The sequence below is a fragment of the Verrucomicrobiia bacterium genome, assembly GCA_035495615.1.
Classification (GTDB): Bacteria; Omnitrophota; Omnitrophia; order Omnitrophales; family Aquincolibacteriaceae; genus DATJFP01.
Genome location: DATJFP010000097.1, coordinates 46,847 through 60,859, shown reverse-complemented (window position 1 = coordinate 60,859; position 14,013 = coordinate 46,847). Strand labels below are relative to the sequence as shown.

General features: G+C 58.4%; 13 protein-coding genes. 1 reads left to right on the top strand and 12 read right to left on the bottom strand.

Going from position 1 to position 14,013, the window contains the following annotated elements; all coding sequences use genetic code 11:
- Positions 1–36: 36 nt before the first annotated feature.
- On the bottom strand, positions 37–1,893 hold the full coding sequence (locus tag VL688_12460) for a PAS domain S-box protein (protein ID HTL48864.1): 1,857 nt from the start codon (positions 1,891–1,893) through the stop codon (positions 37–39).
- 140 nt (positions 1,894–2,033) lie between these two features.
- Positions 2,034–2,669: a thermonuclease family protein gene (locus VL688_12455; protein ID HTL48863.1), complete on the bottom strand. Its 636-nt coding sequence runs from the start codon at positions 2,667–2,669 to the stop codon at positions 2,034–2,036.
- Between the two features lie 160 nt (positions 2,670–2,829).
- Here VL688_12455 and VL688_12450 point away from each other — a divergent pair, with 160 nt between their 5' ends.
- Entirely contained in the window at positions 2,830–3,732 is a 903-nt protein-coding gene (locus VL688_12450; protein ID HTL48862.1) for a substrate-binding domain-containing protein, read from the top strand.
- A gap of 116 nt (positions 3,733–3,848) precedes the next feature.
- Here the strand turns inward: VL688_12450 and lhgO are convergent, their stop codons facing one another.
- The 10 genes from lhgO to VL688_12400 all read right to left on the bottom strand — a co-directional run bounded on the left by lhgO (position 3,849) and on the right by VL688_12400 (position 14,011).
- Positions 3,849–5,045, bottom strand: a complete 1,197-nt coding sequence (lhgO, locus tag VL688_12445) for an L-2-hydroxyglutarate oxidase (protein HTL48861.1) — start codon at positions 5,043–5,045, stop codon at positions 3,849–3,851.
- Positions 5,035–6,027: a Rieske (2Fe-2S) protein gene (locus tag VL688_12440; GenBank protein ID HTL48860.1), complete on the bottom strand. Its 993-nt coding sequence runs from the start codon at positions 6,025–6,027 to the stop codon at positions 5,035–5,037. Before VL688_12440 ends, lhgO begins: the two co-directional genes overlap by 11 nt.
- Positions 6,028–6,136: 109 nt before the next feature.
- The gene (locus VL688_12435) at positions 6,137–7,075 is read right to left on the bottom strand and encodes an NAD-dependent epimerase/dehydratase (protein HTL48859.1); all 939 of its coding nucleotides are present in this window, start codon (positions 7,073–7,075) and stop codon (positions 6,137–6,139) included.
- A gap of 32 nt (positions 7,076–7,107) precedes the next feature.
- Complete coding sequence (locus VL688_12430) at positions 7,108–7,812, bottom strand: nucleotidyltransferase family protein (GenBank protein HTL48858.1); 705 nt, start codon at positions 7,810–7,812, stop codon at positions 7,108–7,110.
- Positions 7,812–8,783 carry an NAD-dependent epimerase/dehydratase family protein gene (locus VL688_12425; protein ID HTL48857.1) on the bottom strand — a complete coding sequence of 324 codons (972 nt, stop codon included), beginning with the start codon at positions 8,781–8,783 and terminating at the stop codon, positions 7,812–7,814. Before VL688_12425 ends, VL688_12430 begins: the two co-directional genes overlap by 1 nt.
- Entirely contained in the window at positions 8,776–9,459 is a 684-nt protein-coding gene (locus VL688_12420; protein ID HTL48856.1) for a glycosyltransferase family 2 protein, read from the bottom strand. The genes VL688_12425 and VL688_12420 overlap by 8 nt, the downstream gene beginning before the upstream one ends.
- Positions 9,456–10,151, bottom strand: a complete 696-nt coding sequence (locus tag VL688_12415) for a glycosyltransferase family 2 protein (GenBank protein HTL48855.1) — start codon at positions 10,149–10,151, stop codon at positions 9,456–9,458. Before VL688_12415 ends, VL688_12420 begins: the two co-directional genes overlap by 4 nt.
- Complete coding sequence (locus VL688_12410; GenBank protein HTL48854.1) at positions 10,148–11,149, bottom strand: GDP-mannose 4,6-dehydratase; 1,002 nt, start codon at positions 11,147–11,149, stop codon at positions 10,148–10,150. The genes VL688_12415 and VL688_12410 overlap by 4 nt, the downstream gene beginning before the upstream one ends.
- A gap of 8 nt (positions 11,150–11,157) precedes the next feature.
- Positions 11,158–12,906 carry an NAD(P)-dependent oxidoreductase gene (locus tag VL688_12405; GenBank protein HTL48853.1) on the bottom strand — a complete coding sequence of 583 codons (1,749 nt, stop codon included), beginning with the start codon at positions 12,904–12,906 and terminating at the stop codon, positions 11,158–11,160.
- Between the two features lie 52 nt (positions 12,907–12,958).
- Positions 12,959–14,011 carry an FkbM family methyltransferase gene (locus VL688_12400; protein HTL48852.1) on the bottom strand — a complete coding sequence of 351 codons (1,053 nt, stop codon included), beginning with the start codon at positions 14,009–14,011 and terminating at the stop codon, positions 12,959–12,961.
- Between the last annotated feature and the right edge of the window lie 2 nt (positions 14,012–14,013).

The window sequence follows — 14,013 nt, the reverse complement described above, 5'->3', positions numbered from 1 at the left end:
CTATCTTACGCGGCAGAAATTATTTTTCCATGGAATTCAGGCGGAAAGGGCCGAGGGATGGCCTTTGTTTTCTTCCGTAATCTGCCGGAGGACGACTTGGACTTTGACGTGGTCCTTGTCGCGGCGGATGATTTTCGCGTGCGCGCGCATGGCGACCGCGAGCTGGTCTTTCCGGAGGACCTGCAGGTCGAACGGCTGTCGCTGCCAGCCCAGAATGGTCAGCGTGAATTCCTGCAGCGTCTTCGCGACGGAGTTGGGCGAAAGGATTCCCATCTTCGCAAAATGATGCCCGGTAAGCTCGGCGGCCTGGTAGCCCAGCACCCTTTCCGCCGAAGGATTCACAGCCTGAATGTACCCGTACCGGTCGACCGTCAGGATGGCATCTTGGGCCTGGCGGATCAGGTCGTTGTAGCAGTCTTCGCTTTCCTCGAGCGCCTTGAGCGCCTGCCTGCGTTCGGAGATGTCGCGGGCGACACCGAGGATTTCCGTGAGCCGTCCCTCGGCATTGCGTACGAAAGTGATCTTGGTCTCGCTCCAGACCGAAGAACCGCTCCGGCACGTGAACTCCAGCTCCAGCGTGCAGGAGGCCGGCCCGTTCTTGTCTTTGGCCTCCGGCCGCGTCACCTCTTCGGCCACGGCCTTCATGAAAATCTGCGCGGATTCCGGCGTCAGCGTTTCTTCCACTTTCTGCGCCATGGCCTCTTCCGCGGTAAAGCCGCGGAACCGCGACACGGAAGAGCTCATGAAAGTGTATTTAAAATTCATGTCCATGATCCAGATGACGTCCGAGATGTTCTGCGCCAGCAGCCGGTAATGCTCTTCGCTTCTGCGCAGCGCTTCTTCGGCGTTCTTGCGTTCGGTGATGTCTTTGGCGATGCAGACCAGCGCCATGCCTTCCCCCGAATTCTCCGAAATCACGGACGTGGAAATCTCGAGAATGATATGCCCCTGGTCCCGGTCGTGAAACGCGACTTCCGAACGCTGCACTTTTCCCGAACACAAAAGCCGCGCCAGATTCTCTTTTTTGAAAAACGCGATGCCGCGCGTCCTCATGGGCGCCCCGACAAGCGACTCCCCGGCCGCGAAAAGCCGGTTGGCAGCCTCGTTGGAAACGCGCACGATGCCGCTGCCGTCGATGACCAGCAGCGCATCCGCCACGGTCCTGATGATCTGGTCCGCGGCAAAAGAAGAATTGATGTCGACAGAGCGGTACCGCCAGATGCCCTGTGCCATCATCACGATGTAAATGAAAACGCAGATGTATCCAAAGGGAAAGATGTCGATGCCGAGCGCCGGCAGGAAATCAACGGACGCGATATAGCCGATGCCGAAGCTCCATAGAAGAATGCGCAGCCGCTTTTTCTTCACCCCCGAACTGACGCGGTACTCCCTGGCAAATAGAATAAGGCTGGACAGCAGCATGGCGCCGAAAAAAACCAGGAAAGGATAAATCATTTTCCCGTAGCGCGTGTAGTTTCCCCAGAAATGCTTTTCCGCTCCGGCAATGAGTCCTCCGGGAATGAAGACCGTGGCAAGAAAGAAGCAGGAAATTGAGAAACCGGCGAAGACAAAGGTCCGGTGCTTGGAGAGTTTCCCCAGCGTGGCCAGAGTAAAAAGAAAAACCATCGACGGAATAAAAACGACGGCGGCATTGGCGGACTTGACCCACCAAACCGCGGTCGCGATCGGCACGGAGAAAAAAAGCATGGTAAAAGAGAGCAGCCACCAGCCCAGCAGGAGGCAAAGCAGGCAGAACGAAAGGCTGCTGGCGGACGGCCGGTCGCTGGCAAGAACGAAAATTCCGAGAACCGAGATCAGGACGCCCACGATCAGGAACGGAATCGCGTGAGGATTAAATGCGTAATGGGTAGGATCCAGAATACTGACGATCATCTCGCCCTAAATCGCCTGGGTTAATGGTTAACTAAGGACACACTTTGACTTGTGATAAGTATACCCGCAGGCAAAAGGCTTTTTCAAACGGAGGGTTGAAAATTATTTTTTGTAAACTAATTGGCGATAAGAGGTTAGGATTAGTGCTTGCCGGGCTTGGGAGCGGGCGGGGCCGGAGGGATGGAAATGCGCTGCTGCCACATGCCCCGGTTACTTTTTTTGGCTTCTTCCTGAAGGGCCAGGAATTTTCCTCCGAACGCAAAGGGCCAATCGGTTTCCAGCGCGGCGTAACCGGCACGCATGACCGCGGCATTGAGAAAGGCGTCCTGCGGCGTTTTCGGAGAAGGATCCATGACCAGCCAGTCGGGAGCCTGCGCGAAGATCGGCGTTGTAAACCACACATAGGCCAGAATGCGTCCCTCGCGGTCGCGGTGATTGATCGAGGCAAGGCCGGGATCCAGCTCCAGCCTCACGGTCTGTCCTTGCACGAGATATTCCACGAACTCCTTAGCCTGGCGGCCCACGTCGGCAAGGGACTCGGTCTTGAGGCCGGCCTGTTTGGCAAGGGCGTTGTTGCGATCCGCATCCAGGGCGGAAGGCGAGCGCACACCGATCAGACGGACTTCCTGGCCCCCTTTGAGGACAATGGTATTGGCGTCGATGACGCGGATGACGATCGCCGTGTCTTCCCCGGCGGCAAAAGAAGGCCCGGCCGGAGCGGCGCAAAGCGCGGCGAGCATCATCCCTGCCAGGAAGCCTGAATTCAGCTTTTTCATAAGTGCCTTTCTTTCCTTAACTATAACAGACGCGCCGCGGCCGGATTTATTCCCCCTTATCCATCGGCTTTTGGAGGAATCTCTTTGAGCGCCTAAATTCCGCTGGCATTTCAGCATACCCGGTGCTAGAGTGTCGTCCCTTGTCCCCTAGGAGAACGTGATGACCTCCGACGCCGCGCGTCTGCAACCGGAAAATATCTTCATGCCTGCCACGATCAGAAAAAAAAGAAAATCCGTCGGTCTCTTGACCGCTTTCACGCCGGAAATCTTTCGCAGCGAATACTTCACGCGCATCAATGCCGGCATCATCGACGCCCTCCGCAACACGAATTACGACCTCAAAATGATCATGGTCAAAGACGAGGCCTACGCCGATCCCAGCGAGAAAATTCTCAAGGAGCACGACCTGGACGGGCTGCTTCTTCTCACCTGGCGCATCCATCCCCGCTACATCGAAGAGGCCGTGGAAGGCTCGCCGCTTCCCGTCGTGCTGATCAACGACTTCACGCCCGGGCTCAAGGCCAACATCGTCTACTGCAACAACAAAATGGGAACGACGCTCGCCGTCCGTCACCTGATCAGCAAAGGCTACCGCAAGATCGGCATGCTGCAGGGCCCGGACGAAGCATCACTCGATGCGCGCGAGCGCTACGAGATCTACCGCGAGCTGCTCACGCAGAACGGGCTCGAGTTCGAGCCGTCTTTCTACCGCAAGTGCGATTATTTTTTCGAGGAAGACGGCTATCTGAAAATGATGGACATGATCCAGAACGTCAAGCCGCTGCCCCGCGCCATCGTCTGCTTCAACGACGACATCGCCATCGGCGCCATCCGCGCGCTGAAAGAATCCTGGATCCAGTGCCCCGAGCAGGTCGCGATCATCGGTTATGACGGCCTGGAACGAGGCAAGTACCTGGAACCCGCGCTCACGACAATCCGCCAGCCGCTGGAAAAAATGGGGCGCGAGATGGTGGCGATGATGATTTCCCTTTTGGAAGGCAGCGCCGTCGGACCCTTGCAGAAAGAATTCCTTCCCGAGCTCGTCATCCGCCAGTCGTGTTGATCCGCGATATTAAGCGCTCGCTTGCCTGCAAAGGCCCGCGCGCTCGCAACAGGCCTCATGCATTCACGCCCATGGAGACAGGTCTAAAGACCTGTCCCCGTCCATGCCCATAGCTCCTATTTACTAATGCGGGAAACAATCTCTTCCGCGAACGCAAAGGCGCTGGTAAACGCCGGAGAAATCGCGTTGAGGACATGCAGGGAGCACGCGGTCTTTTCCAGCACGTAATCCATTTCCAGCTTCTGGGTCTTGCGGTTGACCAGCTGCGGGCGTATGCCGACCTTGGCGGAAAGCTCCAGGTCTTCGGAGCGGACTTCAGGAATGAGTTTCTGCGCGCGCGCGACGAAGTAAGACTTGATGTAATTGGAAAGTTCCTGCCTCACCAGCTTCCGGAAAATCGGGTCCGGCCCGAACATCATCTTCGTAAGCTGGCCCATGATCGCCGCCATTTCTTCCGGCTGGATTCCCTGGAACAGCCCGTAGTTTTCGCGGCTGAACGCAGGAATCGCCGTGGGCCCGGCATAAACGCCTCCCTGAATCACGCGCGTAAAATGCACGCCCAGGAACGGCATCTCGGGATCAGGCACGGGATAAATGTTCGACCTCACGAGGAAATCCCGGTCGCTCCGCAGGTGATAATAAATTCCCTTGAAAGGCACGAGGACGAAGTCCTGCCCCAGCCCGAAAAACCTGGCGATTCTGTCCGCGTGGGCGCCGCCGCAATTGACGAAATAAGAGAAATCGTGCTTCCCCTTCGACGTGCGCAGGGTTTTGCGGGCCTCGTCGACGCCGGTGATTTTTTCCGAATACCGGATTTCCACGCCCTGCGCCGTAAGCAGCTCCGCGAGCTTATGGACGACGGCGCGGCTGTCGATCACCGCGACTTCCGGGCAATGGATGCCGTATTGAAAAGGCCTGCAATGCGGCTCGATCTTCATGATGTCGTCCGCGCTGAGCAATTCGGCCTTGATCCCGCCGGCCTTCGCGTTCCCCATGAGCCGGTGCAGCACGGGAATGTCCTGTTCGCGCGAGGCGATGATCACTTTCCCGTCCTGACGGATCGCGATGCCGTGTTCCCGCGCGAAAGCGATCATGCGCCTCTGCCCTTCGCGGCAGATCTTCGCTTTCAGCGTGGACGGCGAATAATAAATGCCGGAGTGAAGCACGCCGCTGTTGCGCCCGCTCGCGTGCAGGCCCGGCTCCGGTTCTTTTTCGAGGACGAGCAGGCGCGCGCCCGGATGGCGTTTGCGCAATTCGAAAGTGGTGGCCAGGCCGACGATGCCGGCTCCGGCGATTACGAAATCATAGGGCATGGCGCGGCGCCGCAGCGGCTTCCTTTTCCTCGATGCTCAGGGTGTTGTTTTCGAGGCGCAATTCATAGCGCCCGAACTTTCCGTAAGGTTTGTCTTCCGTAAGCCGCGCGCCGGCGAACTTGAGGCCGTGCCACGGGCATTCGATCTGGTCCTGGCAAATCCTCCCTTCCGACAAAGGGCCTCCTTGATGCGGGCACACCTCGGTCCAGACCGTCATGTCACGCGGGCCCTGGCGCAGCACCAGAAATTCGACCGGGCCCGCGGCCACGCGGTGCGGCCTCGCCGAAACCTCGAGCCCATCCAGGGAAATCCTCTGCGCGCCGGAAAGCCTCGGAGGAATCACGCCGCTGGTCACTTTGTTGGAATTCATCATGTCAGGCTTGTCCGTGTCGAATGAATACCCTTTTTCGCGCAGCGCCGCGCGGCGCACGCGGATGGGAACGTCTTCCCCGCTTTGGAGCTGCATGATCCCGCTGAATCTTTTTGTCAGCGGCGCGTGCAGGAACTTGAGAAGCTTATGCGAAACCACGAACCAGTCGAGCTCTTCGCGGGACTTGTTTGCCCGCGGGCTGATTTTGTTGATCATGTGCACGTGAAGGAGATTGAAAAGCGTGAACGTTTGATAATACAGGCCTTCGCCGAGCTGGATGTCGTTGACCACGACCCAGAGAGGAATCCCGAGCAGCGGCATGCGCATGCGGGTCAGCGAAACGGCGTTCGAGCGGGAGCGGAAAAAGCGGAGCGCGTCCGTGTAAGTGCCGTGGATGTGCTGCCGGTGCATCTGATCGATGTGGTTCCAGGCCAGGTCGCGCGCCTCGCAGTCATTGTCTCTTTCCCAATGTCCGCGCGAGACCGCCACATTCCTGCCGAGCGCCTTGAATGCGCCTTCGAGATCATCGGGTTTGGTGAAATCGATGTCGGGATTCATGAATTTTGTACCGCCCGCCGCAAGCGTTTGCGGCATGCCATAGGCCGTGTGCATTCAAAGCCTTGGGGACAGGTCTGCGCCGAAATCCCAATGATTTCGGCAGGCTCTCTGAAGCTTGACGCCTCAGTATTCGCACAAGGCCTGTCCCCGTCCATGCTAACGGTTAAATGTTGGTGTAAATCGTGTTCTTGATCATGGTGTAGCCCTTGATCAATTCACGGATGCCGTCGTCCAGCGAATGCTGCGGCTTGAAGCCGGTCTTTTCGATCTTCGCGTTGGACACGATGTAATCACGCTTGTCCGGGTCTTCGCCGACAGGCGCTTCCATGATCGTAAACGAAGGGATGAACTTCTTGATGCGCTGCGCGAGCTCGAGCTTGGACAAATTGGCGTCCGAAAGCCCCACGTTATACGCCTGCCCCTTGAGCTTGTCGAAATTCTTGAGGCCGTGCAGGAAAACGCGCGCCACGTCGCGGACGTGCACGTAGTTGCGCTTGAAATGCGCCTCGAAAAGCACGATAAACCGGTCATAGACCGCGCGGTAAGTGAAATCGTTGACCAGAAGGTCGATCCTCATGCGCGGGCTCATGCCGAAAACCGTGGCCAGACGGAAGCTGATCGAATTCGGCCGGCTGAGAATCGCCTGTTCCGCTTCGACCTTGTCACGTCCGTACAGCGAAATGGGATTGAGCGGCGAGTCTTCCGTGCATTCCTTGTTTTTTTCGCCCACGCCGTAGCCGCTGTTGGTGACGGGCATCAGGATTTTCTGTTCCTTGCTGAGCGCCTTGACGATGCTCACGACGGCATCGCGGTTGGTGGTCGTGGCCGCGATGGGATCGCGGTCGCAGAGCGGCGCGCCGACAAGCGCGGCAAGGGGAATGATGACGTCGGCTTTAGCGAGCAGAGCTTTCATCACCTTTGCGTCGCGCGTGTCTCCGCGCACGGCCTCGAATTTCGGGTTCGCGCACACATGGTTCAGGCTGTTCTGATGGTACATGAAATTGTCCAGGACCGTGACCTGGTAGCCCGCGTTCAAAAGTTCCGGGACCATGATGGACCCGAGATAGCCCGCGCCTCCGGTAACCAAAATACGTTCGCTCAAGGGAACTCCTTTCCTATTCATGGGGACAGGTCTTAGACCTGTCCCCGGGCCAGCACTTGTTCGGCCCGAGCGTAATCCTCGGGCGTTCCGATGTCAATAAAGGTTCCATGCGCCGCCGCGCCGTAAACGGCTTTTTTCTGCGAAAGCCACGCGGGCAGCAATTCGTTTTCCAGCGACGCCTTCCCTTCCGGCGCGCCTTGCGCCAGCGCTGGATTGATCAGATAAACGCCGCCGTTGGCGAACTGGCAAAGCTGTTTGTCTTCGCGCCGGATAAATTTTTTGATGCGGCCCGAGGCTTCGAGCGCGACGCCTTCGTAACGGTCACGCGATGCCACTTCAAAAAGCGCCATGACCAGATCCGCCTTGGCTTTGCCGTACAAATCCGCCAGCGGCTTTAATCCGGCGGCAAAAAAAGTATCGCCGTTCAGCGCCAGCACCGGCCCTTTGCCCGAACAAATGCGCAGGGCCTGAAGCAAACCACCGCCAGTACCGAGAGGCTCTTTTTCCACGCTGTACCGCACGGGCGCGCCTTTGTAACTTGCGCCGAAATGGGACTGCACGACTTCGGACTTATAACCCACCGACAGCACAAAGCCTGTGATGCCCTGCCCGCGCCAGTAATCCATCAGGTATTCCAGGAACGGCCGGCCCTTCACCGGCACCATGGGCTTGGGAACGTCCCGCGTCAACGCGCCGAGGCGCGTACCGAGCCCACCGGCGAGGATAATCGCTTCCATCAAACCGCCGGCTCAGGCTTATAATTCGCACGGTACCATTCAAGCGTTTTCCGGATGCCCTCGTCGAGCCCCAAGCGAGCCTTCCAGCCAAAATTTTTCCGCGTCCTGTCGAGATTGATCTTGAGCTTGAAGCCGATGCTCGGCTTCGACAAATCGTAATGAACGTCCAGCTTCTTTCCGGACGCGCGGATGATGGCTTCCACAAGCTGCTTCACCGAAACCGAAACGCCCGAGCCCAGATTCAAAAGCTCGAAGGGCTTGTCCTGCTTTTCCAGCGCGAGCTCCACGAAATCCACGAGATCATCCACGTGGAGCAGGTCCCGCTCGTCCGAGCCGTCGCCCCACACTTCCACTCTGTCTTTCGCGGCCATGACCTTAGCGACCGTCGCGCCGAACACATGCGAGCGCTCGAGATCGTATTTGTCGTGCGGGCCGTAAATATTCGAATGCCGGATCGCGATGTATTTCGCCGGCCCCAGGCGCGCGTAAAACTCGCACATCTTCTCGATGTAGACTTTCGTCCAGCCCACGCCGAAATACTTGTCGATCATCTCGCCTTTGAAATCCTCTTCCTTCACCGGCGAGTCCTGCGGCATGTACATGGTCGTGCAGCTGAAAAACACCACGTGCTTCAGCTTGTTCTCGTACGCGCTGCGGAAAAGCAGCGAATTCATGACCGCGTTGTCCGTGACGTGATAAAAGGGCTTCGTCACGATGTCCCTCGCGCCGGAAGTCGTGGCCGCGGCCTGCACCAGGATTTCCTGGCCCGGGATGACGCGGGCGACGTCGCCGGCCTGCGTGAGATCGGCCTGGACCCATTTTATCTTCTTTTCCTTCGCAAGCGTGTCAGGGGGATTCTTTTTATGATGGACCGCGGTAATCTCGTAAGCGTCACTGCGGATAAGCGATTCCAGGATGTTGCGGCCGATGAATCCCGTGGCGCCGCAAAGCAGCAGCTTCTTCTTACTCATGTTTCCCCCGGTGAGGGCAGAACTTTTCGGAAAGGATGAGCCCCAGGACCGCGAGGCCGTTCTTCAGCGGGTTCATCTTGCGCTCGCCGCCAATGCGTTTGGGCTCGTCGCCGGGGATGTCCGCGGTCTTCAGTTTGTGCTTGGCGCAGTAGATCGTCGTGTACAATTCGTAGCCCGCGCGCGGCGGCACTTCGATCGCCTTTTTGACCAGGTCCGCTTTCCAGGCGCGGAAGATGACCAGCGAATCCGTGGAATTTCCGCCGAACAGGATGTTGATCATTTTTGTGAACATCCAGTTGCCGAAGGCCGTCACCGGATCGTCGTCCTCGCTTTTCGCTCCCGGCATGTAGCGCGAGACAACGACCATGTCGTAGCCCTCTTTCATCTTGGCGATCAGCTCCGGGATTTTTTCCGGGACCGAATTGCCGTCAGGGCTGAAGGTGATGATGATATCGCTGTCGATGTGTTCCAGCGCGTCGCGGTATGCGCCGGGCACGCCTTTGCGTGTCTGACGCAATACGCGGCATCCCTGTTCCTTCGCGTATTCCATCGTGCCGTCGGTGGAACCGCCGTCCACGACGAAGATCTCGTCCACCCATTCACGGCGGATGCGGGGCAGCACGGCCTTCATGCCTTCGACCTCGTTCAGAGTCGGCAGGAGGAGGGTGACTTTCATGGACGCCGTCCCCGCGCCATTTTTTCGGCCGCGATGAGGCGAAGGATGTCCATGCCGTTTTTCAGCGGGTCCATTTTCCGCGCGCTGCCGATTCTCTTGGGCTCATCGCCCGGGATTTCCGTGACTTTTCTTTTTTCCTTGGCGCAGCGGATGGACATGAGCGGCTCGAATCCGGCGCGCGGGAATTCCACGCGCGAAATCGAACCCAGGGAATCTTTGACCCACGCGCGGAACATGACGAGCGAATCCGTATAATGACCGCCGAACGCGACATTGATCATGGTCGTGAACATCCAGTTGCCGAACGCCGTCACCGGATCATCGTCCTCGCTTTTAGCGCCGTCGAGATACCGGGACACGATCACCATGTCGTAGCCTTCTTTCATTTTTTCGACAAGCGCGGGGATGCGCTCGGGAAGCGAATTGCCGTCCGGGCTGAACGCGATCACCACGTCAGTTTTGACGTGCGGCAGGCCTTCCATGTAAGCACCCATGATGCCTTTGGTCTTGGTCTGATGCGCGATGCGGTAGCCTTCCGCCTCGGCGTATTCCAGCGTGCCGTCCCTGGAGCCGCCGTCCACGACCAGAATCTCGTCCACCCAGGCTTTATTCACGCGCGGCATCATGGCCTTCATGCCCTCGACTTCGTTCATCGTCGGCATGAAAAGCGTGAACGTCGGCCGGCCGCTCATGATTTCGCCTCCGCGGCTTCGCGCTTCACGCGCCGCCGCCATTCTTCGAGCAGGCTGACCACGCTTTCTTCGAAGCTGATCTTCGGTTCCCACTTCGTGGCGGCCTTGAACTTTGACGTGTCCGGAATCTGGAGCGTCACGTCCGCGGGCCGCAGCAGTGCCGGGTCCTGAACCGTCGGGATCTTGGTCTTCGCGTGCTTTTTGAGCAGCTCCAGAAAATCGCCTACGGAAATCGTGGTCTTGCCTCCGATGTTGTAGGTCTCGCCCGCCTTGCAGTGCACGAGCGCCACCCAGTACGCCTCCATGGCGTCGCGGACGTCGATCATGGTGCGGATCGAATCGAGGTTCCCGTGCTTGAGCTCTTTCTGGAGTCCGGCCTCGATGCGCGCCACCTGCCTCGCGAACGACGTGGCGAAAAGGTCCGCGCGCCGCGGATTAATGTAGGCGAACATGCGCGTGCGGATAATTTTCATGTTGTAACTGCGGAAATACGTGAGCCCCAGAAAATCCTGCGCGACTTTCGACACCGCGTAAGGGCTGGACGGCTGGATCGGGCAGTCTTCCTTGATCGGCACGTTCTTGGGGTCCACCTGGCCGTAGACTTCGGACGTGGAGCAATGCTGGATCAAAGGGTCGATCCCGGTAAGCCGCACGGCTTCGAAAAGATTGCAGGTGCCGAGGATGTTGTTGCTCAGCACCGCATGGGGATAAATGAAAGACGCGCGCACATTCGCGTTCGAGGCCAGATGAAAAATGGCATCGGGCTTTACCTTTTTCATCACTTCGAGGACGGAAACCATGTCGTTGAGATCGCATTCGTGGAGCTGGACGCGGTCCAAAACGTTCGCGAGGTTTTCCTTCCCCGCGGCGCTGTGCCAGCGCACCATGCCGTGCACCTGGGCGCCGGGATGATGGTTCACGATGTATTCCGCCAGATAACTGCCTCCCGAACCCGCGATGCCGGTGATCAGCACTTTTTTGATTTTCTTCTCGTCCATCATGGCTCCTAAAAAGAATAAGAATATTCGCTCGCCAGGAAATGTTCCGCGACCTGGCGCGATGTTTTTTTCAGCGCGGGGAAAACCGCCGCAATTTTACGGTTGGAGATGTCCCCGGAATCATAAAGGTAATCGCCATACACGGGCTTTTTCTTAACCCACTCCGCGATTTCGGAAAGCGTGACCGCGCCGCTGGATGCGACGTTGTAGATGCCGCGCAGGTCGTGCTCGACCGCGTATTCGATAAAGGCCGCCACGTCTTCATGGAGGATGTAATTGAAACGCGAGCCCGCCTGGAGCTTCAGTTCGGGCTTCGGGTCTTCGGCGATCACCTTGAGATTGGCCTTGCGGGAATACCGCCCCAAAAACGCGGAGCAGCGCAGGATAAGATGGTTCGGGCATTTCTGCTGGACGAGAGCCTCGCAGGTCAGCTTCATGATGCCGTAAAATCCCGCGATGTCGCGGAAGTGGATGTCCTCATCCTCGCTGTGCGGGCCTGGCGTCTTGGGATAAACGTCGATCGAGGAAATATAAATCATCTTGCGGTGCGGCACTTCGGCGAGCTTCTGCGTGAGCCCGATGTTGTCCTCGAGGCAGGCCGCGAGCATCGAAGAAGGCCCGGTCTTCGGCGCGCTGAATGCCGCATGCACGACGACGTCGCAGCCCTTGGCGCGCGCGCTTTCCAGAACTTCCGGAGCATTTTCACGCGTGAGCCCCTCGCCGCCCAGCCTCTCATGCAGGTAGCGCCCAAGCCCGCTCGATACGCCGGTCAGGAGGTAGCGGGTCTTCGGGGCCGTTTTCGCGGCGCGCGTCTTGAAAATGTCTTCTTCCACGGCCCAGGCCACGGTCCTGCGCACGCCCTCTTCGAGCGAGGTGCGCGGCAGCGGCCCGAGCAGCTGCTCGAATTTGGTGCAGTCCAGCACGCGGTAAGGAATGGCGGTCGGCGCGCTTTCGTCATACTGCGGCGCCACGGAATGGCCGCAGACCTGCAGGATGGTTTTTACGGCTTCTCCGATCGTGACGCCTTTGCCGTAGCTGAAATTGATGGGATCCGGGCGGCAATGCTTGTCGAGCAGCCGCAGGATGGCCTCGACCACGTCCTCGACGTAAATGAAATCGCGGACCACCGAGGCGCGGCCCCACACCTTGAAGGGATTTTCTTTTTTAAGCGCGCGGCGGATAAGCGCCGGCAGCACGTGGGAACGGTCTTCCCCGAAATGATCGTGCGGGCCGTAGACATTCGACAGCCGGAAAATGCCGATCTGCATGCCGAACTGCTTCGCATAAAAAAAGCAAAGCTGTTCCAGATAGCGTGACAGCCCGCCGATGCCCAGGTACAGGCCGTACGGCGGCAGATTGAGATTCAGGTCGTCCTCGCGTATCGGATGCTCGGCTTCCTGGTAAACTGTGCCGCTGCCCAGGAAAACAACGCGTGAAACTTTCTGGCGCCGCGCGGCTTCGAGCAGGTGGCTGGTGATTTTGAGGTTGGGCAGGATGCCGGCGCCGGGATTTTCCTTCATCCTCTTCACGCCGTGCGTGACGGCCGCGCAGATGATGAGTTCCGAAACGCCTTTCAGGGCTTCCATGGTCTCGTCGAATTTCTGAAAATCCACGCGGCGGTATTTGCTGCGGCAAAAAAGAGGCTGGGACTGGTAGTAGCTCGCCTGGTAATCCACGCCCATCGCTTCCAGGCGCTTCACCATGTTTTTTCCCACGAGCCCGGTGCCGCCGGCGACGAAGACTTTTCCCAGTTTCATATGATTCCTTCAATTTCTCCGCCCGAGGGGCTGGGCCGGAGCAGGGGCGGAACTACCGGACGCGGTCCAGGAGATGGTCCACCGTGTTGTTCGACTGGTGCCGCGAGACAAAGAGCCCGACCAGCACGTTCGTCCGGTCCGGATTTTTCGAGCAGGCCTTGTTCAAACGCTCGATGTCGTCCCTCAGGCCGTAATTGTCCACTTTGGCGAGCGTGAGGATCAGGTTTTCCAGCGCCTTGCGGTCCGCGGGCTCCGGATAAGGGCCGCGCACGAGCTCGAGGGCGAAATCATAAAACCGCGTGAGCATCGCGATGAGGACAAGACTCTGGAGGTCGCGCTCCGAAAACTTGCGCCCTTGGTTGCGCGAGTCGAGCGGGTCCTTGATGAAGACCGCGTCGGCCCACATCAGCCGCTCCTCGGTCGTGTACTGGCTGCGGTCCAGCGATTTGGTGGAACGGTAATGCGGGTAGATCCCGTAAATCAAAAATCCATGCTCACGCAGGAGCCTGTCGATGTCCGAAAAAGTTTCCTGGCCTTCGTAGACTTCGAAAAACTCCACCTCGCACCACACCGCGAGGCAAGTCTTGTCGAGAAGCTTCTCCGCGCCTTTCAGGATGCGGTATTCGCTGCCCTGCGTGTCCAGCTTCAACATTTCGCCCATTCTGCCTCCGAGGTCTTTCCCGCCGGCCAGGACACTGTCCAGCGTGCGCGTCTGGATGGGCAGCACGCGGTCCACTTCAAATTTCTTGGCCTGGTAACGGCTGATGAAGTGCGGGTTAGGCTTGAGAAGCGACGTGTTGGTCGCGACTTTCGAAATGTAGAGATTTTCCTTTTCCTTGCCGGGCGCGCCCAACGCCGTCTGCTCCACGGTTACGCGGGCAAACGAAGAAGCTTCCGCGTATTTGTTCCTCAGGGCCTCGCAGTCTTTTTCGTCCGGCTCGAAGCACAGGGCATGCGTAAGGCCCGCGATGGGATCGACGATGGGATGGATGCCGCCCAGCGCGCCGACGTCGATGAAGCCGAAGGGATTCTTTTGGAGCTCGCGGAAAAGCTTCGTGGTCTTGAAGCCCGGATCCGAGGCAATCAAATCAAGTGAAGTCGTCATGC